This window comes from Streptomyces pseudovenezuelae, assembly GCF_001513955.1.
GTDB lineage: Bacteria > Actinomycetota > Actinomycetes > Streptomycetales > Streptomycetaceae > Streptomyces > Streptomyces pseudovenezuelae.
Genome location: NZ_KQ948150.1, coordinates 1 through 18070, shown reverse-complemented (window position 1 = coordinate 18070; position 18070 = coordinate 1). Strand labels below are relative to the sequence as shown.

The 18070-nt window shown below is 71.9% G+C and carries 21 protein-coding genes; 12 read left to right on the top strand and 9 right to left on the bottom strand.

All coding sequences use genetic code 11. The annotated features are described in order from the left end of the window. Position 1: 1 nt before the first annotated feature. On the bottom strand, positions 2–688 hold the full coding sequence (locus AQI94_RS28185) for a TetR/AcrR family transcriptional regulator (protein ID WP_031038276.1): 687 nt from the start codon (positions 686–688) through the stop codon (positions 2–4). A 114-nt stretch (positions 689–802) separates the two neighbouring features. Here AQI94_RS28185 and AQI94_RS28180 point away from each other — a divergent pair, with 114 nt between their 5' ends. The 4 genes from AQI94_RS28180 (at position 803) to AQI94_RS28165 (ending at position 4712) form a co-directional block, all read left to right on the top strand. Beyond that, complete coding sequence (locus AQI94_RS28180; RefSeq protein ID WP_031038278.1) at positions 803–1552, top strand: SDR family oxidoreductase; 750 nt, start codon at positions 803–805, stop codon at positions 1550–1552. A 141-nt stretch (positions 1553–1693) separates the two neighbouring features. Further along, the gene (ligD, locus tag AQI94_RS28175; protein ID WP_031038281.1) at positions 1694–2674 is read left to right on the top strand and encodes a non-homologous end-joining DNA ligase; all 981 of its coding nucleotides are present in this window, start codon (positions 1694–1696) and stop codon (positions 2672–2674) included. Between the two features lie 131 nt (positions 2675–2805). Continuing rightward, positions 2806–3585, top strand: a complete 780-nt coding sequence (locus AQI94_RS28170; protein WP_031038284.1) for an NPP1 family protein — start codon at positions 2806–2808, stop codon at positions 3583–3585. A 101-nt stretch (positions 3586–3686) separates the two neighbouring features. Then, on the top strand, positions 3687–4712 hold the full coding sequence (locus AQI94_RS28165; RefSeq protein WP_031038286.1) for a questin oxidase family protein: 1026 nt from the start codon (positions 3687–3689) through the stop codon (positions 4710–4712). On the opposite strand, the gene AQI94_RS28160 is transcribed toward AQI94_RS28165, so the two are convergent. After that, the gene (locus tag AQI94_RS28160; protein ID WP_031038289.1) at positions 4709–5704 is read right to left on the bottom strand and encodes an ArsR/SmtB family transcription factor; all 996 of its coding nucleotides are present in this window, start codon (positions 5702–5704) and stop codon (positions 4709–4711) included. The genes AQI94_RS28165 and AQI94_RS28160 overlap by 4 nt on opposite strands. A gap of 111 nt (positions 5705–5815) precedes the next feature. On the opposite strand from AQI94_RS28160, the gene AQI94_RS28155 reads away from it, so the two are divergent. From AQI94_RS28155 to hemC, 4 genes are read left to right on the top strand one after another with little or no spacing between them, the layout of a single operon-like run. Continuing rightward, a complete protein-coding gene (locus tag AQI94_RS28155; protein ID WP_031038292.1) occupies positions 5816–7015 on the top strand; it encodes an MFS transporter in 1200 nt (399 codons plus the stop codon). Between the two features lie 7 nt (positions 7016–7022). Then, positions 7023–7541 (top strand): hypothetical protein, encoded by a 519-nt coding sequence (locus AQI94_RS28150; protein ID WP_031038295.1) that lies wholly within the window; start codon positions 7023–7025, stop codon positions 7539–7541. Continuing rightward, complete coding sequence (locus AQI94_RS28145; protein ID WP_031038298.1) at positions 7538–8005, top strand: GNAT family N-acetyltransferase; 468 nt, start codon at positions 7538–7540, stop codon at positions 8003–8005. Before AQI94_RS28150 ends, AQI94_RS28145 begins: the two co-directional genes overlap by 4 nt. Before the next feature lie 41 nt (positions 8006–8046). Continuing rightward, positions 8047–8982, top strand: a complete 936-nt coding sequence (hemC, locus tag AQI94_RS28140; protein ID WP_031038300.1) for a hydroxymethylbilane synthase — start codon at positions 8047–8049, stop codon at positions 8980–8982. 13 nt (positions 8983–8995) lie between these two features. Here hemC and AQI94_RS28135 read toward each other — a convergent pair whose 3' ends face one another. The 4 genes from AQI94_RS28135 to AQI94_RS28120 all read right to left on the bottom strand — a co-directional run bounded on the left by AQI94_RS28135 (position 8996) and on the right by AQI94_RS28120 (position 11776). After that, positions 8996–9511: a hypothetical protein gene (locus AQI94_RS28135; protein ID WP_031038303.1), complete on the bottom strand. Its 516-nt coding sequence runs from the start codon at positions 9509–9511 to the stop codon at positions 8996–8998. A gap of 192 nt (positions 9512–9703) precedes the next feature. Beyond that, the gene (locus tag AQI94_RS28130) at positions 9704–10546 is read right to left on the bottom strand and encodes an ABC transporter permease (protein WP_031038307.1); all 843 of its coding nucleotides are present in this window, start codon (positions 10544–10546) and stop codon (positions 9704–9706) included. Beyond that, entirely contained in the window at positions 10506–11324 is an 819-nt protein-coding gene (locus tag AQI94_RS28125) for an ABC transporter ATP-binding protein (RefSeq protein ID WP_031038310.1), read from the bottom strand. Before AQI94_RS28125 ends, AQI94_RS28130 begins: the two co-directional genes overlap by 41 nt. Further along, on the bottom strand, positions 11321–11776 hold the full coding sequence (locus tag AQI94_RS28120) for a MarR family winged helix-turn-helix transcriptional regulator (RefSeq protein ID WP_031038312.1): 456 nt from the start codon (positions 11774–11776) through the stop codon (positions 11321–11323). Before AQI94_RS28120 ends, AQI94_RS28125 begins: the two co-directional genes overlap by 4 nt. 239 nt (positions 11777–12015) lie before the next feature. Here AQI94_RS28120 and AQI94_RS28115 point away from each other — a divergent pair, with 239 nt between their 5' ends. Further along, positions 12016–12807 carry an RNA polymerase sigma factor SigF gene (locus AQI94_RS28115; protein WP_031038314.1) on the top strand — a complete coding sequence of 264 codons (792 nt, stop codon included), beginning with the start codon at positions 12016–12018 and terminating at the stop codon, positions 12805–12807. Positions 12808–12822: 15 nt separating this feature from the next. Here AQI94_RS28115 and AQI94_RS28110 read toward each other — a convergent pair whose 3' ends face one another. Further along, positions 12823–13155, bottom strand: coding sequence for an ANTAR domain-containing protein (locus tag AQI94_RS28110; RefSeq protein ID WP_031038316.1), 333 nt, complete (start codon positions 13153–13155; stop codon positions 12823–12825). Positions 13156–13324: 169 nt separating this feature from the next. Here AQI94_RS28110 and AQI94_RS28105 point away from each other — a divergent pair, with 169 nt between their 5' ends. After that, entirely contained in the window at positions 13325–14128 is an 804-nt protein-coding gene (locus AQI94_RS28105) for a VOC family protein (RefSeq protein WP_031038318.1), read from the top strand. 88 nt (positions 14129–14216) lie between these two features. Here AQI94_RS28105 and glgX read toward each other — a convergent pair whose 3' ends face one another. Continuing rightward, the gene (gene glgX / locus AQI94_RS28100; RefSeq protein ID WP_031052848.1) at positions 14217–16313 is read right to left on the bottom strand and encodes a glycogen debranching protein GlgX; all 2097 of its coding nucleotides are present in this window, start codon (positions 16311–16313) and stop codon (positions 14217–14219) included. A 44-nt stretch (positions 16314–16357) separates the two neighbouring features. Further along, positions 16358–16852 carry a hypothetical protein gene (locus tag AQI94_RS28095; RefSeq protein ID WP_031052851.1) on the bottom strand — a complete coding sequence of 165 codons (495 nt, stop codon included), beginning with the start codon at positions 16850–16852 and terminating at the stop codon, positions 16358–16360. A gap of 314 nt (positions 16853–17166) precedes the next feature. Here AQI94_RS28095 and AQI94_RS28090 point away from each other — a divergent pair, with 314 nt between their 5' ends. Continuing rightward, positions 17167–17466: a DUF5133 domain-containing protein gene (locus tag AQI94_RS28090; RefSeq protein ID WP_031052853.1), complete on the top strand. Its 300-nt coding sequence runs from the start codon at positions 17167–17169 to the stop codon at positions 17464–17466. 75 nt (positions 17467–17541) lie between these two features. Beyond that, positions 17542–18070: maltotransferase domain-containing protein (locus tag AQI94_RS28085; protein WP_159050646.1), on the top strand; the 529-nt coding region annotated here is incomplete at its 3' end.

The following is an 18070-nucleotide window of genomic DNA, read 5'->3' as shown; positions in this document are numbered from 1 at the left end:
GTCACTCGGACAGCTGCCGCAGCCACTGCTGGAGCAGGGCCGACTCGGCCGCCGTGAGTGTCGGCGGCAGGTCGGCACGCAGACGGGCCGCGAGGGTGGCGGCCGCGACGGGCACCGAGTTGTCCCTGCTCGGTGCGTCGGTGTCGGCGGGCCGGGTGACCGAGTCCAGCACCGCGTCGCGCAGCCGCCGCGAGAACGTCGCGTCCGCGTACTGCTCGGGTCTGGTCAGCATCGACAGGGCCGCACCGACATTGGCGGACATGATCATCTGCGCGGCCGGCACGGGCGGCACGGTCAGCCGCCCCTGGGACGCGCAGCGTTCGAGGATGCCGAGCAGCAGGTCGTGCGCCTCCTGGGCCGCGGCCGGCGGCACGGTCAGCTCGGGCGAGTACATCAGGCGGTAGTGGCTGGGATGCTCCAGCGCGAAACGCATGTGGTTGTCCCAGCCGCTCCTGAGGTCCTCGACCGGGTCCTCGCTCGGCCGCGCGGCCCGCTTGGACGCGAGGTACCGCTCGAATCCCCGGTCGACCACGGCTGCCAGCAGACCGGCCTTGTCGCCGAACAGCCGGTAGAGCATCGGCGCGCCCACCCCGGCCTTCTCGCACACGGCACGCGTGGAGACATCGGCGGCCGACGCGCCGGCCAGCAGCTCGGTGGCCGCTTCCAGGATCTTTGCCCTCGCATCCATGCCCCCACCGTACGCCATTCGTAGCACTGATACGAGTCAGCGGTTACCATCGCTACGCTCCCATGTTATCGTCGATACGAGCCAGTCGTAGCAGCGCTAACAAAGGATGCAGTCATGACCACTCAGCCCCGCACGGAACAGCGTGTCGCGATCGTGACCGGCGGATCGCGCGGCATCGGCCGGCAGATCGCCCAGCAGCTCGCCGCCGACGGGTTCGCGGTCGTCGTCGGGTACGCGGGCAACAAGGACGCCGCCGACGAGGCCGTGCGCGCCGTCGAGGAGGCGGGCGGCACCGCCCGCGCAGCCCGCGCGGACGTCGCCGACGAGACCGCGGTCGCCGCCCTGTTCGACCTGGCGGAGTCCACGTACGGCGGTGTCGACGCGGTGGTCCACTCGGCGGGCCGGATGCCGCTGGCCCCGATCGTCGAGCTCGACCTCGCCGAGCTCGACGCCCTGTACCGCACCAACATCCGCGGCACCTTCGTCGTCGACCAGCAGGCCGCCCGCCGACTGCGCCCGGGCGGTGCGCTCGTCAACCTCTCCAGCTCGGTCGTCGGGCTCGCCTTCCCCGGCTACGGCGCCTACGCGGCCACCAAGGGCGCGGTCGAGGCCGTGACCCTGATCCTCGCCCGTGAGCTCCGCGGCCGTGACATCACCGTCAACGCCGTGGCCCCCGGCCCGACGGCGACCGACCTCTTCCTCGACGGCAAGGACGAGGAGACCGTCGCCCGCCTGGCGGCACAGCCCCCGCTGGAGCGGCTCGGGACGCCCCAGGACATCGCCAACGTCGTGTCGTTCCTGGTGAGCCCGGCGGGCCACTGGGTGAACGGCCAGGTACTGCGGGCCAACGGCGGCATCATCTGAGGGTGTCGTGGCGGCTGGACCCGGACGGCAACATCGTGAACCTGTACCAGGAGGACCGAGAAGGCACCCGGGCGGCGCCCGTTCAGGGGAAACCGGTGCCCGGGGCGCGTGGCGGCCGGTGCCCGCGTCGACAACTGACCCGTGACCCTCCCGCTGATCCCGCCCATGCTCGCCACCCCCGGCACCCTGCCGCCCGCCTCGCAGGACGCGCGCTGGGCCTACGAGACCAAGCAGGACGGCCAGCGGGCGGTGGCCTACGTCGCCGGGAACGGCGAGGTGGTGCTGCGCGCCCGGTCCGGGGAGGAGATCACCGGCGCCTATCCCGAACTGCGGTCGCTGGGCGGTGCGCTCGGCGCCACACCCGCGGTACTCGACGGGGAGATCCTGGCGCTGGACGAACAGGGCCGTGCGGACTTCCAGTTGCTGCAGCCGCGCATGCAACTGGCGCACGCCCCCGCCAGAGCCGCTCGCCGCGCGGCCGAAGCTCCCGTCCACCTCGTGCTGTTCGACCTGATGCACCTGGGGCGGCACTCGCTCCTCGCCCTCCCCTACACGCAGCGGCGGGCGCGGCTGGACGAGCTGGGGCTCTCCGGGCCGCACTGGTCCACACCCGCCGCCCTCGTCGGCCATGGCGAGCAGGCCCTGCGCGCCACCCGGGAACACGGTCTGGAGGGCCTGGTCTGCAAGCGGCTCGACTCCCGGTACGAACCGGGAGTGCGCTCCCGCGCCTGGATCAAGATCCGCAACATGCGCAGCGAGGATGTCGTCGTGGGCGGCTGGCTGCCGGGCAAGGGCCGGCTCGCGGGCCTGCCGGGCGCGGTGCTGGTCGGACAGCGGGGCGGCGGCCGGCTGCGCTATGTCGGCAATGTGGGCACCGGCTGGAGCGAGACGGAACGGACGGAACTCGCCTCACTGTTGGCGGCCGCGGCGACGAAGGAGTGCCCCTTCGATCCCGAGCCGCGCGTCTCGGGCGCCCACTGGGTGCTGCCCCGGCTGGTGGGCGAGGTCCGCTACAGCACCCGCACCAGGGCGGGGTTGCTGCGTCAGCCGTCCTGGTTGCGGCTGCGTCCGGACCTCGCGCCGGAGGACTCCTCGGCCGACCTCCCCGACGCTCCTCCATGATCCCGATATTGGGCAAGCCGTAACCGGAGCGACGCCTTCAGCCTCTTGGCGCGGACATGAAAAGCCGGGAAGCTGAACTCCCCAGTAACCCCACAGCCGTTGGGCTGCGCCCGGACCACGAGGAGGACGCAGTGGCGTCACCGTCGCTCAAGAAGCACCGCACGAGATGGATCACCGGCCTGGCCGGCGCCGCCGCGCTCGTCGTCGCCTTCCCCTCCGCCGCGTTCGCCGCCCCGCCCAAGGCGCTGCCCGCCAACGCCGAGAGCGCCGAGTTCACCTACCAGCCGGCCTTCGACTACGACACCGACGGCTGCTACTCGACACCCGCCATCGGCCCCGACGGCACGGTCAACGGCGGACTGAACCCCACGGGTTCGCTCAGCGGCGACTGCCATGACGCCTCGGACCTCGACAACACCAACACGTACTCACGCTACAAGTGCAACAACGGCTGGTGCGCCTACTTGTACGGCCTGTACTTCGAGAAGGACCAGGCGGTGGCGAACAGCAGCATCGGGGGCCACCGGCACGACTGGGAGCACGTCGTGATCTGGGTGCAGAACGGCACCGTCCAGTACGTGTCGACGTCCAACCACGGCTCGTTCACGGTGAGCGCGGCCTCCGGCGTCCGCTTCGACGGCACGCACGCGAAGGTCGTCTATCACAAGGACGGCATCAGCACGCACTGCTTCCGGCTGGCCAACTCGGGCGACGAACCCCCGGAGAACGCCAAGGGCACCTGGCAGTACCCGCCGCTGGTCGGCTGGAACGGCTACCCGTCGACGGCTCTGCGCGACAAGCTGAGCGCGTACGACTTCGGCAGCGCCAACTTCGGCCTCAAGGACGCCAACTTCGCCGCACATCTGTCGTCGGCGAAGCCGTCGGGGATCTCCTTCGACCCCAACGCCTGACCCGGTGACAGGATCGGGCGCGAGACCTAGGTCCCCCGCACCCGCGGATTCCGTCCCGCGCCCGATCCCCGCCGTCCCGCACCCGGCATAGCGTCCCCTTCATGGACACCACCAAGACGAGTCGCACGAGCGGTCACCTCGAAGAGGCCCTGGACCGCGTCCACGCGTCCGGCCCGGAGCGCGAGGGCTGGCTGAGCAATCACGCCCCCATGGTGGTCGAGGCGCTCGCCGCACACGGACAGGCCGGCTCGGTGCACCGGTGGCTGGACCTGTACGCGGACAGGCTGGAGGACTTCCCCGACCGCACCGCGCCGGTGACGGACGACAACTGGCCCTCGGCACTGGGTGATCCGCGCCGGATCGCGGATTGGACCGACTATTTCTCCCACACGCTCGCCGAGCGCCCGTGGCAGGGCGTCCTCGCCGCATGGTGGCCGCGTCTGCTGCCGGGCATGTACGGCGGCGCCACGCACACGGTCATCCGGGCCGGCCACGCCGTCCGCGCCCTGGCGGCCGACGAGAACGCGCCCCGGCTCGCCGAACTCGCGCACGCGCTGGGCTACTGGGCGGCACGGCACCAGCCCGTGACCGGGCTCGTGCAGCTGCCGGGTGCGCCGACCGCCGCGGACACCCTGGAAGCCGTACCGGCCATCCAGCGGGGTCACGTGGGGTTCCGGAACCGCCTGGCCGCCGTACACCGCCTGCCCGTGTGGGCGCACGACGTCACCGACCCGGACACCGCGAAGGAGCGGCTCACCGAGCTCGTCCGCGCCGCGACCCACCGCTACGCCACCCACGGCCACGGCGAGCCGACCATGCTCGTGCACGCGGCCACGGCCCCCAACGCCGTGCTGCGGACCCTGGACTCCCTTCCGGGCGACCAGTGGGTGCCGAGCCTGCACGCGGCGTGGACCGCGTCGGCGGCGGTGACGGCGATGTACGCGCCGGCGGAGCCGGTCGCCTACGTCCCGCCCGCCCGCCTCGCTCCGGAGGAGGTCATGGAGCGGGCCCTCGCCCACGGCGACGAACACGTCATCAAGCTCACCGACACGGCCTTGGACCTCGGTGACGAACAGGCCCTCGCGGCCGCCCTGCGCGCGGTCGAACTCAGCGAACCGCTCGTCTAGGACCAGGCGCCCGCCACCACCGCGTCTCCCAACGGCGTCCGCGCGTACAGCACTTGGTGGCCCTGTCGCCGCGAGCCGAGCAGTCCCGCCTCGCGCAGGACCGACAGATGGGCGGAGACGGTCGACGGGGCGAGGCCGTGGCGGCGAGCCAGGCCGGTCGTCGAGGCCGGGTCGCTCAACCCGGCCAGGACAGCGGCGCGCCCGCGCCCCAGCAACCGGGCGAGCGCCTCCGGCGGGCGGGGCACGTCGTCGACGGTCAGCCCGCCCATCCCGCGTGCGGGATAGATGACCGTCGGCTGCCAGGGCCGGGCGAAGCCGCTCACCACGTCCGGCCAGACGAACACACTGGGCATGAGCAGCACACCGCGCCCGTCGGCCAGTTGCGCGTCCCGAAGGTCGCCGCGTATGGGGAGGGTGAGGCTCCCGTCGGCCCAGTCGACATCCGGGTGCAGACCGGCGAACAGCGCGTCCAGTCCCGCGTCCGCCACCTGCCGAGAACGGTGGGCGACGTCGGCTTCCAGTACGGCACGGTGGCGTGCCCAGTCCGGGGCGACCAGGGCCCGCCAAGCCTGTTCGGTGAGGTCGGCGAGACGCCGTACGGTCCCGGCCGGGTCGTCCAGCGCCGCCCGGCCCTGCGGTGTGTCGGCGAGACCCGGTGTGCAGGCGAGCGAGCGTGACATCTCGGCGTGGGCGAGGTCGGGGTCGGTGCCGCGCACACGGGCGAGTTCGTCCTCGAAGCGGGGATACGGCTCCTCGGGCGGCGGCCCCAGGAAGTCGGGGGTGTAGCCGCCGACCGGCGGGATGAGCAGCCACAGCGGGGAAAGGTCGAGCCCCGCCACCGCGGGGGCCACGCGGCGCAGCCAGGCCCGGTGGTAGCCGTGCCGGGCGGAGCGGCGCAGCATGCGCAGGGCCTCGTGGGTCTGGCAGAGCGGGGAGACCGCGAACCGGCACCGTCTGAGGTCGTCGGCCCCCAGACGCAGGGTCAGCGGCAAGGCGGCCTCCCGATGACGTTCGGTGATTCGTCCTGGAACGAAAGAGTAGAGCCGGGCGCGACCGCGCCGCACGCTTGCCGTCCCTCTTCCTCACCCCCGAAAGGCAGTTGGATGGGCAGCGTGAATCCGGCCCGTGGACGCAGGGCCGCCGTCGTCGCGGCGCTGATGCTGGCGGCGTTCACCTTCAACACGACCGAGAACCTCCCGGTGGGCCTGCTGTCCCTGATGGCGGACGATCTGCGGGTCTCGCTCACCGCGGTGGGCGCGCTGGTCACCGGCTACGGTCTGGCGGTGGCCGTCGGTTCGCTGCCCCTGGCCCACGTGACCCGGTCCGTGCCGCGCCGCTACCTGATGAGCGGCCTGCTCGCGGTCCTGGCTGTGGCCAGCTGGCTCTGCGCGCTCACCGCCGTGTCGTACGGCCTGCTGCTGGCCGCGCGGATCGCGACGGCTCTCGCGCAGGCGCTGTTCTGGGCGGTGATGGGGCCGGTCGCGGTCGGGTTGTTCCCACCCGAGCGGCGGGGCCGGATCATCGGACTGCTCTCGGTCGGCGGCTCGCTGGCCACGGTCGCCGGGGTACCGGCGGGGACCTGGCTGGGCGGGCACAGCGGCTGGCGGACGCCGTTCGCGGTGCTCGGCGCGCTCGCCGTCGTATCGCTGGTCACGGTAGCCGTACTGCTGCCGACCTCGCGTCCGCAGGAGGGCCACGCCGCGTACGGCGCCGCCCCCGACCGGCGCCGGTTCGCGGTGGTGCTCACCACCACCGCGCTGTCGGTGACGGGGGCGTTCACCGCGTTCACGTATGTCGTGGCCTTCCTGGACGAGGTGGGCGGGTTCGGGCGGGACGCGGTGAGTGCCGTGCTGCTGGCCTTCGGGGCGGCGGCGCTGGCCGGGGTCACGGTGGCGGGCCCGCTGCTCGACCGGTATCCGCGGGCCACGCTGAACGTGCCGGTGGCGGGGCAGGCCGTGGCCCTGGTCGGGCTCTGTGCGGGCGGCACCGGCCAGGTCGCGACCGTCGTGCTGATCATGCTGCTGGGAGCGTCGGTGGCGCCGGTGTTCATGGCGACACAAAGCCAGGTGCTGCGGGTCGCCCCGGGGCGGACCGAGACGGCCCTCGCGGCCAACTCCGCGGCGTTCAACGTGGGGGTGGCCGCCGGTGCCCTGCTCGGCGGGGCACTGCTGCCGCTGACCGGGGTCCGCGGGACGTTCCTCGCGGGCGGGCTGCTGACGGCGGTGGCGCTGGTGGTGTCGTCCTGGCCGCGACAGGTCGTCTCCCGGGCGACGGTGGACGTGCCCGAGCCCGGCGTCCGATGATGGCCGGATGGATCTTCACGAGGAACTGCCTGCGGCGGTCGACCCCGAGGCCCTGCTCGCCCTCGCCGACACGCACCACGCCCGCCCCGCCCGGCCGTTGGGCCTCAGGGAGGCCGCAGGTCACCTAGTGAAGGTGTACGCGCTGGAGGCGCCCGGCCGTACCGTGTCCGCCCAGGACGCCGAGGCCGGGCTGCGGATCGCCGCGCGCCATCTCGAACTCGGCCCGCTGCGCGGCTCCTTGGGGCTGGCCGTACTGATCGTGCACGCGGGCGGCGACGGCGACTACGTGCTGGTGCACAGCTGGATCGAGGGCGACATGGCCGACCTGGCGATCTTCGCCGGTCCGGTGGGCGAGCCCGACGCGCTGCGGCCCGGCCGGGCGGGGCTCTCGCCCTGTGTGTGGGAGGCGGCCCTGCTCGCGCACGAGCGGGACGCGTACTCCCGGCACGTCCTGGACGGCACCGGGCCGCTCGCCGGGCGTCTCACCGCCTGGGGCGCGGACACGGTGACGGGCGACGTCCGATGAGCCACGCTCCCCTCGTCCGGCACGCCGGGCGCGCCGACCTCGGCACGGTCGCCGCCCTCGCCGCCCGGCACGCGGAGTACGAACAGGCCGCGCTGCCCCCGGACGACCTGCCCGACAGACTGGCCGCACTCCTCTTCGACACCCCCGCGCCCCGCCTGCGCTGCCTGGTGGCCGAACTCCCGGACGGCGAACTCGTCGGCTACGCCACCTGCGCGCCCGAACTCTCCACCTGGGAGGGCCGCGAGTACCTGCACATGGACTGTCTGTTCCTGCTTCCCGGGCACCGCGGTCTCGGACTCGGCGTGCTGCTCATGGACGCCGTGACGGCCGAGGCCCGCGCCCTCGGGCTCACCGAGGTGCAGTGGCAGACGCCGACCTGGAACGACGGGGCGATGCGGTTCTACGACCGGCTGGGTGCCCGCGCCAGGCAAAAAGTGCGCTACTCCCTACCCGTTGCTCCCTGAGCTTCAAACACCGATCCTCCGCAGGGTCTATCGTGTCCCGCATGTCCCTCCCGGAACTGATCCGCATCGTCTCCCGCGACTCGCCGATGGCGCTGGCCCAAGTGGAGCGTGTCAGAAGCGAGTTGACCGCCCTGTACCCCGGTGTGCGCACCGAGGTCGTGCCGGTGAAGACGACCGGTGACAAGTGGATGGGCGACCTGTCCCAGGTCGAGGGCAAGGGCGCGTTCACCAAGGAGGTCGACGCCGCGCTGCTGGCCGGCGAGGCCGATCTCGCGGTGCACTGCGTCAAGGACGTACCCGCCGACCGGCCGCTGCCGGCGGGCACCACGTTCGCCGCGTTCCTGAAGCGGGACGACATCCGCGACGCCCTGATCCACCCGGGCGGCCTGACCCTGGACGAGCTTGCGGAGGGGACCCGTGTCGGCACCTCCTCGGTGCGCCGGGTGGCCCAGCTGGCCGCGACCCACCCGCATCTGGAGTGCGTGCCGTTCCGCGGCAACGCCAACCGGCGACTGGCGAAGCTGGAAGCGGGTGAGGCGGACGCGCTGCTGCTCGCCGTCGCCGGTCTCGAACGCATCGGCCGCCAGGACGTGATCACCGAGGTCCTCTCCCCCGAGACGATGATGCCGCCGATCGGCGCCGGCATCCTCGCGCTCCAGTGCCGGGAGGGCGACGCCGAGCTGATCGACGCGGTCAGCGCGCTGGGCGACCCGGACACGTTCCGGGAGGCGACCGCCGAGCGGATGTTCCTGCACGTCCTGCAGGGCCACTGCAACAGCCCGATCGCGGGGTACGCGCGCGTGGACCACGGTGGCGAACTGTCCCTGCGGGCCTGTGTGTTCACCCCGGACGGCAAGACCCGGCTGAACGCCCACGAGTGGGCGGGCCGGCTCGATCCGGCCACCCTGGGCACCTCGGTGGCCGTGGCGCTGCTGCGTCAGGGTGCCCGCGAGATCATCGACGGCATCCCGCACTGAACCCGGCGCGGGATCAGGCGGTGCCCTCTTCGGCCTGGTCCCGCAGGAAGTTGCTGATCTGGCAGGCCAGGCCCTCGCGGCCCACGCCCGGGTGCGCGGTCCGCTCGTCGAGGCCGATGCCGCCCGCCCACAGCCGGCGGTCGGCCCACTCGTCGTCGACCCGCAGCTGGATCTGCACGTCGATCTGGCCGAGGCCGGCCTCCGGTCCCGCCGCGAACAGCACGGCGGTGGCGCGGCGCAGCGGGTAGACGTCGAAGCCCTCGATGAACTGCGAGTTGCGCCAGTCGATGAAGGCGCTCTCGCCGTCGGAGCCGATCCGCACGTCGATCTGACCGTCCTCGAGATGGACGGTCGGATGCAGGTCGCCGCGGTTCTCGACGGTCACCCGGACGCTGAAATAGGTGAGCCCTTCGGCGGCGTCGTCGCGTCCCCGCGGCGGCTCGGCCGCCTCCAGACGGTGGACGCGGACACGCAGACCGGCATGCTCGTCGTACTCCTGCCAGTCCCCGACCACGTTCGGCTCGTACACAGTGCACCTCTTCGACCTCAGAGAGCTGCTTCCTATCTGTGTGCTCAATGCACTGTCAAATGAGCAGAATGCGCTGTGGCCAGGGTATTCACCCCCTTTGATCGCTGATCAAGCCGTGCGCAGGAAGAATCCGCCAAGCGGCCGGAAAAACCCTTCCGCGGGCGTGCCGCACATCACGTTCCCCGCGCATGATCAACGGGCCAGCCGGCCGAGGAGCGAGGAGGCCGCGGTGATGCCGAGCGCGGCGGCCACGGCCAGCACCGCGAAGTCGAGCGCCAGATGGGCGGGCGTGCCGAGGAGAAGCCCGCGCAGGGCGTCGACTTCGTAGCTGAGCGGGTTCACCTTGCTGACGGCCTGGAGCCAGCCCGGCATGACGGACAGCGGGTACAGGGCGTTGGAGCCGAAGAAGAGCGGCATGGTGATGGCCTGCCCGATGCCCATCAGGCGGTCCCTGCTGAGCACGATGCCGGCGATGGTCATCGACAGGCAGGAGAAGAACGCCGAGCCCAGGATCACGATCGCGCCGACCCCGAGGAGCTTGAGCGGGTTCCAGGTCAGGGACACCCCGAGCAGGGCGGCGATGAGGATGACGACGACGGCCTGGATCAGCGACTTCACGCCGGCCGCGAAGGCCTTCCCGGTGGTCAGGGCCGAGCGCGGGGTCGGCGTGACCAGGAGCTTGTTGAGGATCCCCGCGTCCCGCTCCCAGATGATCTGGATGCCGTAGAAGATCGCGATGAACATCGCCGACTGGGCGATGATGCCGGGCGCCAGGTAGTCGATGTAGGGGATGCCGTGGGTGGGGATCGCCTTGATCCGGGTGAAGGTCTGGCCGAAGATCAGCAGCCACAGGGCGGGCTGGACCGCGCGGGTGTACAGCTCGGTGCGGTCGTGGCGGAGCTTCTGGAGCTCGACGGCGCACATCGCGGCGACCCGGGCGGGCAGCAGCCGCCAGCCCGACCGGGGCTCCGGCGGCTTCAGCAACAGACTGATGTCAGCCGACACGGTTCGCGGTGCGGCGGGTGCTTCGGACATCGCGGAAATCCCCTCCCTCCTCCTCGAGTCCGCTGCCGGCGACGTCGCGGAAGACGTCCTCCAGAGTCGGCACGGTGTCGGTGCCCCGCTTTTCGGCCAGGCCCCGCCTGAGTTGGTCGGGGGTGCCGAGGGCGCGGACGCGGCCCCGGTGCATGAGGCCGACCCGGTCGCAGTACTGGTCGGCCTCGTCCATGTAGTGGGTGGTCACGAGCACGGTCATGCCGGTCGCCTCGCGTACGGCGTTGATGTGCTCCCACACGCCGGTGCGGGCGATCGGGTCGAGGCCGATGGTCGGCTCGTCGAGGATCAGCAGCCGGGGGGCGCTGACCAGGGCCTGGGCCAGCTCCAGCCGGCGGACCATGCCGCCGGAGTAGGTGCCGGCGAGCCGGTCGGCGGCGTCGGTCAGGTCGACGGCGGCCAGGGCCTGGCCGACGCGCTCGGCGCGTTCCTTGCGGGCGACGTCGAAGACGCGGGCGAACAGGGTGACGTTCTCGCGGCCGGTCAGGTTCGCGTCGGCGGACAGCTGCTGCGGGACGTAGCCGAGCAGACGGCGTACGGCCATCGGGTCGCCGGCGGTGTCACGGCCGAAGACGTGGATCATGCCCGCCGGGACGGGGAGCAGGGTGGTGATGCAGCGGATGGCGGTGGTCTTGCCGGCGCCGTTGGGGCCCAGCAGCCCGAAGACCTCGCCCTCCTCGACGGTCAGCTCCAGCCCGTCCACGGCCTTCGTGTCTCCGAAGGCGTAGGTCAGCCCCGTACAGGACACTGCGGCTGTCATGTCTCCTCGGCCTCCTCGTGCAGAGTGACGGCGAGCGCGCGCAGCGCGGGAAGCGCGGCGCGCAGGGCCTCCTGATCGGCCGCGTCCAGCCGGGTGACGTGCCGGCTCAGGAGCGCGACCCGCCGCTGCTTCCAGTCCCTGAGCCGCGCCTCGGCCTGGTCGGTGAGCAGCAGCCGGGCGGCACGCCGGTCGGCGGGGTCGGTCCCGCGCACCAGGTGGCCCTCCTTGACCAGCTTGTTGACGAGGGTCGATACGGAGTTCCCCGCCAGGTGCAGCTCCTTGGCGGCCTCGGACACGCCGATGCCGGGCCGCCCCTCGACCAGGCGCAGCAGTTCGACCTCGGCACCGCGCAGCCGCGGCACGGTCAGTCCGGCACGCAGTCTGCGCCGGATGAGCCGCTGGACGCCGACGAGCACGTCGGCCAGCTCTTCGGGGAAGGTCTCCTCGTCCATGGCGGCGAGATTACCTCTCACTCAGAGGTAATCTCGACCAAGGATCGGTCAAACACATTTGGGATGAAGCGATCTTTTGTTTCATATCACCCGAGAGCGGGAATTCAGTCATCAGTGCTTCGGACAGGAGGCACGTCCGTGGGTTGCCCCGCCGATCGGGCCCCGGATCTCTCCTGGGCCCCCGTGCGTGCCTCCCACGGTGTCTGTCCACCCAGCACCCGCTCAGGGAGGTGCGCGACATGTCCGTCGCCACCAGAACGAAGCCGCATCCGCACGACGACGCCCCCGACACCAACGCGGCGTTCGAGCGCCTGGCGCAGCTGCCCGACGGCACGGAGCGCAAGGCCCTGCGGGACGAGCTCGTGGAGCTGTGGCTGCCCATGGCCGAGCGGATCGCCGTCCGCTTCCGGGGCCGCGGGGAGTCCCTCGAAGACCTCTACCAGGTCGCCGCCCTCGGGCTCGTCAAGGCCGTCGACCACTACGACCCGACCCGCGGCAGCGCCTTCGAGGCGTACGCGGTGCCGACCGTGACCGGCGAGATCAAGCGGCACTTCCGCGACCACATGTGGACGCTGCACGTGCCGCGCCGGGTGCAGGACCTGCGCAACCGGGTCCGGCAGGCCTCCAAGGAGCTCGCCCAGACCCCCGGCCGCTCACCCACCGTCGCCGAGATCGCCGAGCGGGCCCACCTGACCGAGGACGAGGTGCGCGCCGGCGCGGAGGCGCTGGAGTGCTTCTCGGCGCTGTCGCTGGAGGCGGAGATGCCCGGCACCGACGGCTACGCGCTGGGCGACGCCCTCGGCGGCCCCGACCCCGCCTACGACGTGGTCGTCGACCGTGTGGCCGTCGGACCCTGTCTCAAGGCCCTGCCCGAGCGCGAGCGGACCATCCTGTACCTGCGCTTCTTCCGGGGCATGACCCAGAGCGGCATCGCCGAGGAACTCGGCATCTCGCAGATGCATGTCTCCCGGCTGCTCAGCACGTGCTTCGCGCAGTTGCGCGAGGAGGTCCTGGCCGACGCGGCCGACTGAGCCGCCTGGGGGACGTCACTCGGGCGACGCCCCCGGAATCTGGGTCGGACCGTACCGGTCGAGGGCGTCCTCGAGCTCCACGCGGATCTCCGTGGGGATCTCCCCGGACCGTCCCCAGATGAGGATCAGCTCGGCGACGTAGCGCAGCTTGATGTTGGTGTGCTGGGAGACCTCTTTCAGCACTTCCCAGCCCTCGTCCGGGGTGATCCTGCCGAGCGCGACGACCATGCCGATGGCCTGGTCCACGACCGCGTGGGAGGCGACCGCCTCCTTGAGCTGGCCGATCTCCTCCTGGAGGGCGAAGATCCGGTCCGACTCGTCGGCGGGTTCGTCGGGTACGACTGGCACCCTTCCATCCTGTCACCCAGGGGGGTCCCCGCCACCGGGCGGAGGCGAACGGACCACCGTTTCGGCGCCACCCCCGGGGTACTCGGCAGGCGCCCGGGGCGGTTCCGGACGGACACTGGTCGAAGACCGCCCGGTGGCCGCCGGCCGACGAGAGCAGGACGCGACTGCCATGAACCACGAGCCCAGACATCCCGCCGCGACCGCGGACGTCGTCTCCACGCACCATGTGTTCGGCGCCCCCTGCTGGGTGAGCCTGACCAGCCGCGACCAGCAGACCACGGAGGACTTCTACGGGGCCGTCCTCGGCTGGGAGTGGAAGCCCGCCAAACTCGGCGAGCGCTTCCGGGTCGCGCTGGCGGACGGTACGCCGGTCGCCGGGATCGCCGCGGTGGCGTCGGTGTGGCAGATGGCCGTGGCCTGGACGCCGTACTTCGCGGTGCCGAGCGCCGACGAGGCGGCGGCCCGCGTACAGGAACGCGGCGGCACCCTGGCGGTCGGCCCGCTGTCCTTCCCTCCCGGCCGGGCGGCCCTGCTCTCGGACCGCGACGGAGCGACCTTCGGCGTCTGGGAGGGCGACCTGGTGGCCAGCTGGGACATGTGGCGACGGGCCCAGCCGGCCTTCGTACGACTGCACACCCGCGACGCGTTCGACGCCGCCATCTTCTACGGCGAGGTCCTCGACTGGGCGACGGAGCGCCCCGACTGCTGCGAGGTCCGCTACGAGGGCGGCGAGGTGGTGCTGCGCAGCGGCGGCGACGTGGTGGCGCGCATCGAGTCGGGGGCGCTGGGCTCGGCCCCCGATCCCGCGATCCGGCCACACTGGCAGGTCCACTTCGCGGTCAGGGACGTGGCGGCCTGCGCCAAGGCCGCGGAGGTCCACGGCGGCAGTGTGGTCACGCAGGGCGCCACCGAGGCCGTGCTGCGAGACCCCGACGGCGCCCAGTTCACGGTGACCTCGCGCCGCGCGCGCTGAGGGCGGAGGATCGTGCGCTGAGGGCGGAGGATCGTGCGCTGAGGGCGGAGGATCGTGCGCCTGGGGCGGGGCCGGAGCCCCGCCCTCTTCACGCACCCGCGCGGGACGGTCTCGACAGCAGGACCAGGCTGCGGGCCTCGACCGTCATCTCCGTGCCCGCCTTGTGTTCGGCCTCGTCGGGGCCCTGGGGCTCGGCCGTGTCGAGCACGGTCGTCCAGCGCTCGCCGTAGGAGGGGTCCGGCAGCCGGAAGCCGACGGGCTCCCAGTGGCCGTTCAGCAGCAGCAGGAACGAGTCGTCGACCACCGGGTTCCCCCGCGGGTCGGGTTCGGCGATGGCGTCGCCGTTGAGGAAGACGCCGACCGCGTGCGCGTCGGAGCGCTGCCAGTCCGGCTCGGCCATCTCGCGGGCGTCCGGCAGCAGCCAGACCAGGTCGGGCAGCGGCTGTCCCGCGTGCGTGACGGTCTCACCCCGGAAGAACCGGCGCCTGCGCAGCACCGGGTGCGCCGCGCGCAGACCGATCACCTGCCGGGTGAAGTCGGCCAGTTCACGCTGCTCCTCGCTCAGCTCCCAGTCGATCCAGGAGACTTCGTTGTCCTGGCAGTAGGCGTTGTTGTTGCCCCGCTGGGTGCGGCCGATCTCGTCGCCGTGACAGAGCATCGGAATGCCCTGCGAGAGCAGCAGGGTGGCGAGGAAGTTGCGCTGCTGGCGGGCCCGCAGCTCCAGCACCGCGGGGTCGTCGGTCTCGCCCTCGGCCCCGCAGTTCCAGGACCGGTTGGTGCTCTCGCCGTCCTGACCGTCCTCGCCGTTGGCCTCGTTGTGCTTGTCGTTGTACGAGACGAGGTCGCGCAGGGTGAAGCCGTCGTGCGCGGTCACGAAGTTGACGCTGGCACGCGGGCGCCGCCGACTGTGCTGGTAGAGGTCGGAGGAGCCGGTCAGCCGGGAGGCGAACTCCCCGAGCGTGTGCGGCTCGCCCCGCCAGAAGTCCCGTACCGCGTCCCGGTACTTGCCGTTCCACTCCGACCACAGCGGCGGGAAGTTGCCGACCTGGTAGCCGCCCTCACCCACGTCCCACGGCTCGGCGATCAGCTTGACGCGGCTGATGACCGGGTCCTGCTGGATGAGGTCGAAGAACGCCGACAGCCGGTCCACCTCGTGGAACTGCCGGGCCAGGGTGGCCGCGAGGTCGAAGCGGAAGCCGTCGACGTGCATCTCGGTCACCCAGTAGCGCAGCGAGTCCATGATCAGCTGGAGCACGTAGGGATGCCGCATCAGCAGGCTGTTCCCGGTGCCGGTGGTGTCGTAGTAGTGCTCCCAGTCGCCGTCCACCAGCCGGTAGTACGAGGCGTTGTCGATGCCCCGGAAGGAGAGCGTGGGCCCCTTCTCGTTGCCCTCGGCGGTGTGGTTGTAGACGACGTCGAGGATGACTTCGAGGCCGGCCGCGTGCAGCGCCTTCACCATCGACTTGAACTCGGTGACCTGCTGGCCGCGGGTGCCGTGGGCGGCGTAGGCGTTGTGCGGCGCGAAGAAGCCGATCGTGTTGTAGCCCCAGTAGTTGGCGAGGCCGCGGTCCTGGAGCACCCCGTCCTGCACGAACTGGTGCACCGGCATCAGCTCGACGGCGGTCACCCCGAGCGAGGTCAGGTGGTCGATCACCGCGGGGTGCGCGAGACCGGCGTAGGTGCCGCGCAGTTCCGGCGGCACCTCGGGGTGGGTGCGGGAGAGCCCGCGGACGTGGGCCTCGTAGATCACACTGTCGGCGTAGGGACGCCGGGGCGGCCGGTCCTCGCCCCAGTCGAAGGCCGGATCGGTGACCACACCGAGCATGGTGTGCCCGGCGCTGTCGGCCTCGGGGGTGTGCAGCGAGGGGTGGCTGTCCACCTGCCCGTCCACCGCCTTGGCGTACGGATCGAGGAGCAGCTTCGAGGGATCGCACCGGTGCCCGAACGAGGGCTGCCAGGGTCCGTGCACCCGATAGCCGTACCGCTGCCCCGGCCCGACGCCCGGCACGAAACCGTGCCACACGAATCCGTCGACCTCGGTCAGCGGGACGCCGGTGTGCGCGCCCCGCTCGTCGACCAGCACGAGTTCGACACGCTCGGCGACCTCGCTGAACAGTGCGAAGTTGGTGCCCTCGCCGTCGAACGAGGCGCCCAGCGGGTAGGGGTGCCCGCTCCAGGCCGGCACCCGCTTCCCTTTCCTGTCCGGCTTCTTCCTGGACGACGCCACGTTCAGCACCCGCCGTCGGCGGTTGCGGCGGCCAGGGCCGCGACCGGCATCTCGCGCGGCACCTGGAGCACCTCCCGCAGGCTGGGGGCGGGAGCCGTCGGCACCAGCGGGACGCGCTCGCCGGCGCGGGCCCGCTGCGAGAACCAGATGACCTTGCTGCCGGTGTCGGTGGCGCAGCAGCCCCAGCCGTCGCTCATCGCGGCGATGCGTTCGAGGCAGGCGCGCAGGTCCAGGTCCGGGCGCAGGTCGCAGTCGTTCTCGGCGACTGCGGTGATGAGGTGCTGACCGTTCCACCACAGCTCGATGGAGGTGTTCTTGTCCGTCGCGTGCTCGTCGATGGCCTTGAGCAGCAGTTCGGCACCACGACAGACGGGCTCGACCAGGGTCTCCAGGTCCCAGAGCCGTAGATGGGCGGCCAGGATGCGCCTGACCTGCCCGACCCGTTCCGGGCTGACCTCCACGTCGAGGTGGTAGTAGCAGGGCACTGCGGTCTTCATCGTCGCTCGCTCCTCACCGGCGAAGCTCCCGCTCCTCCCGGCCCCCGCGGGACCGGGCCCCGAAACACGGAGCGTGAGCGCTGATCGCTTCAGAGTCACTCCAGAGTGGGAGTGCTACGCCATTCGTGCAACACGAGCGACGACCGAGGCAGTTGAGGCGCGACATAGTTGAAGCGCCAACAAGACGTTGCGTCGTCAACCGTGCACCATGAGTGATGATCTCTTGAATCCCGGATCTTCCTGAGCCCTGGATCGTCCCGAGCCCGGCCCCTCCGCGCCCGGATCTTCCCGAGTCCCGAAAGGTGAACGGCGCCATGCTGCTACCGGCCAAAGCCGAAGTCGCCCGGCACCTGCGGCGCTATCGCGCCTGGGAGCGCGTCATGCTGGCCTCCCCTGCCGACCGCGATGTCCGGGCCACCTTCGAGGACTCGGGCTACACGCTGTGCGTGCTGATGGGCAAGCGCTGCGCGCGTGAGGCCGCCGAGGCAGCCGAGCGCTATCTGCGCAGCAGCGTGGTGGCCTACCTCCAGGAGCAGAGCGACCTCCCCCGCGCGGGGGCCGTCGCCCGACGTGGTCCGCCGAGATCGGCGGAACGTTCCCCCGCGGGGAGGTAGCCCCTTCCGGCGCAGCTTCGAACCCCCGGCCGGGCGCAGTCAGCGCCCGGCCTCGAGCACGGCGGAGGCGAGAGCATGAGTTCCACCCCGGTCATCGGCCGCATCCCGGTCCGGGACGTCCGCCCTGCCGTCGAGTCCGGCAGGCGCCCGGCGAAGGCGGTCGTGGGAGAGGCGTTCGAGGTCACCGCGACGGTCTTCCGCGAGGGTCATGACGCGGTCGCCGCGAACGTCGTCCTGACCGACCCGGAAGGGCGGCACGGCCCGTGGACGCCGATGCGGGAGCTGGCCCCCGGCAGCGACCGCTGGGGCGCGGAGGTGACCGCGGACGTCGAGGGCCGCTGGACGTATCGCGTCGAGGCCTGGAGCGACCCCGTCAGCACCTGGCGGCGCATCGCCCGCATAAAGGTTCCTGCCGGTATCGACACCGGTCTGGTCCTGGAGGAGGGCGCCGAGCTGTACACCCGTGCGGCGGCGGGCGTCCCGAAGGGGCCGCAGCACACGGTGCTGCTGGCCGCGGCGGAGACTCTCGCGGACGACTCCCTGCCGGTCGCCACCCGTCTGGCGGGTGCCCTGACGCCGGAGGTGGACGCGGTACTCGCCCGTC

Bases quoted from the DNA above. Each gene is read 5' to 3' on its own strand.
- AQI94_RS28145 (WP_031038298.1), top strand. From the start codon at position 7,538: ATGAGCCACGCTCCCCTCGTCCGGCACGCCGGGCGCGCCGACCTCGGC.
- AQI94_RS28180 (WP_031038278.1), top strand. From the start codon at position 803: ATGACCACTCAGCCCCGCACGGAACAGCGTGTCGCGATCGTGACCGGC.
- AQI94_RS28130 (WP_031038307.1), bottom strand. From the start codon at position 10,546: ATGTCCGAAGCACCCGCCGCACCGCGAACCGTGTCGGCTGACATCAGT.
- AQI94_RS28150 (WP_031038295.1), top strand. From the start codon at position 7,023: ATGGATCTTCACGAGGAACTGCCTGCGGCGGTCGACCCCGAGGCCCTG.
- AQI94_RS28095 (WP_031052851.1), bottom strand. From the start codon at position 16,852: ATGAAGACCGCAGTGCCCTGCTACTACCACCTCGACGTGGAGGTCAGC.
- AQI94_RS28105 (WP_031038318.1), top strand. From the start codon at position 13,325: ATGAACCACGAGCCCAGACATCCCGCCGCGACCGCGGACGTCGTCTCC.
- AQI94_RS28185 (WP_031038276.1), bottom strand. From the start codon at position 688: ATGGATGCGAGGGCAAAGATCCTGGAAGCGGCCACCGAGCTGCTGGCC.
- AQI94_RS28120 (WP_031038312.1), bottom strand. From the start codon at position 11,776: ATGGACGAGGAGACCTTCCCCGAAGAGCTGGCCGACGTGCTCGTCGGC.
- hemC (WP_031038300.1), top strand. From the start codon at position 8,047: ATGTCCCTCCCGGAACTGATCCGCATCGTCTCCCGCGACTCGCCGATG.
- AQI94_RS28115 (WP_031038314.1), top strand. From the start codon at position 12,016: ATGTCCGTCGCCACCAGAACGAAGCCGCATCCGCACGACGACGCCCCC.
- AQI94_RS28155 (WP_031038292.1), top strand. From the start codon at position 5,816: ATGGGCAGCGTGAATCCGGCCCGTGGACGCAGGGCCGCCGTCGTCGCG.
- AQI94_RS28165 (WP_031038286.1), top strand. From the start codon at position 3,687: ATGGACACCACCAAGACGAGTCGCACGAGCGGTCACCTCGAAGAGGCC.
- AQI94_RS28090 (WP_031052853.1), top strand. From the start codon at position 17,167: ATGCTGCTACCGGCCAAAGCCGAAGTCGCCCGGCACCTGCGGCGCTAT.
- AQI94_RS28125 (WP_031038310.1), bottom strand. From the start codon at position 11,324: ATGACAGCCGCAGTGTCCTGTACGGGGCTGACCTACGCCTTCGGAGAC.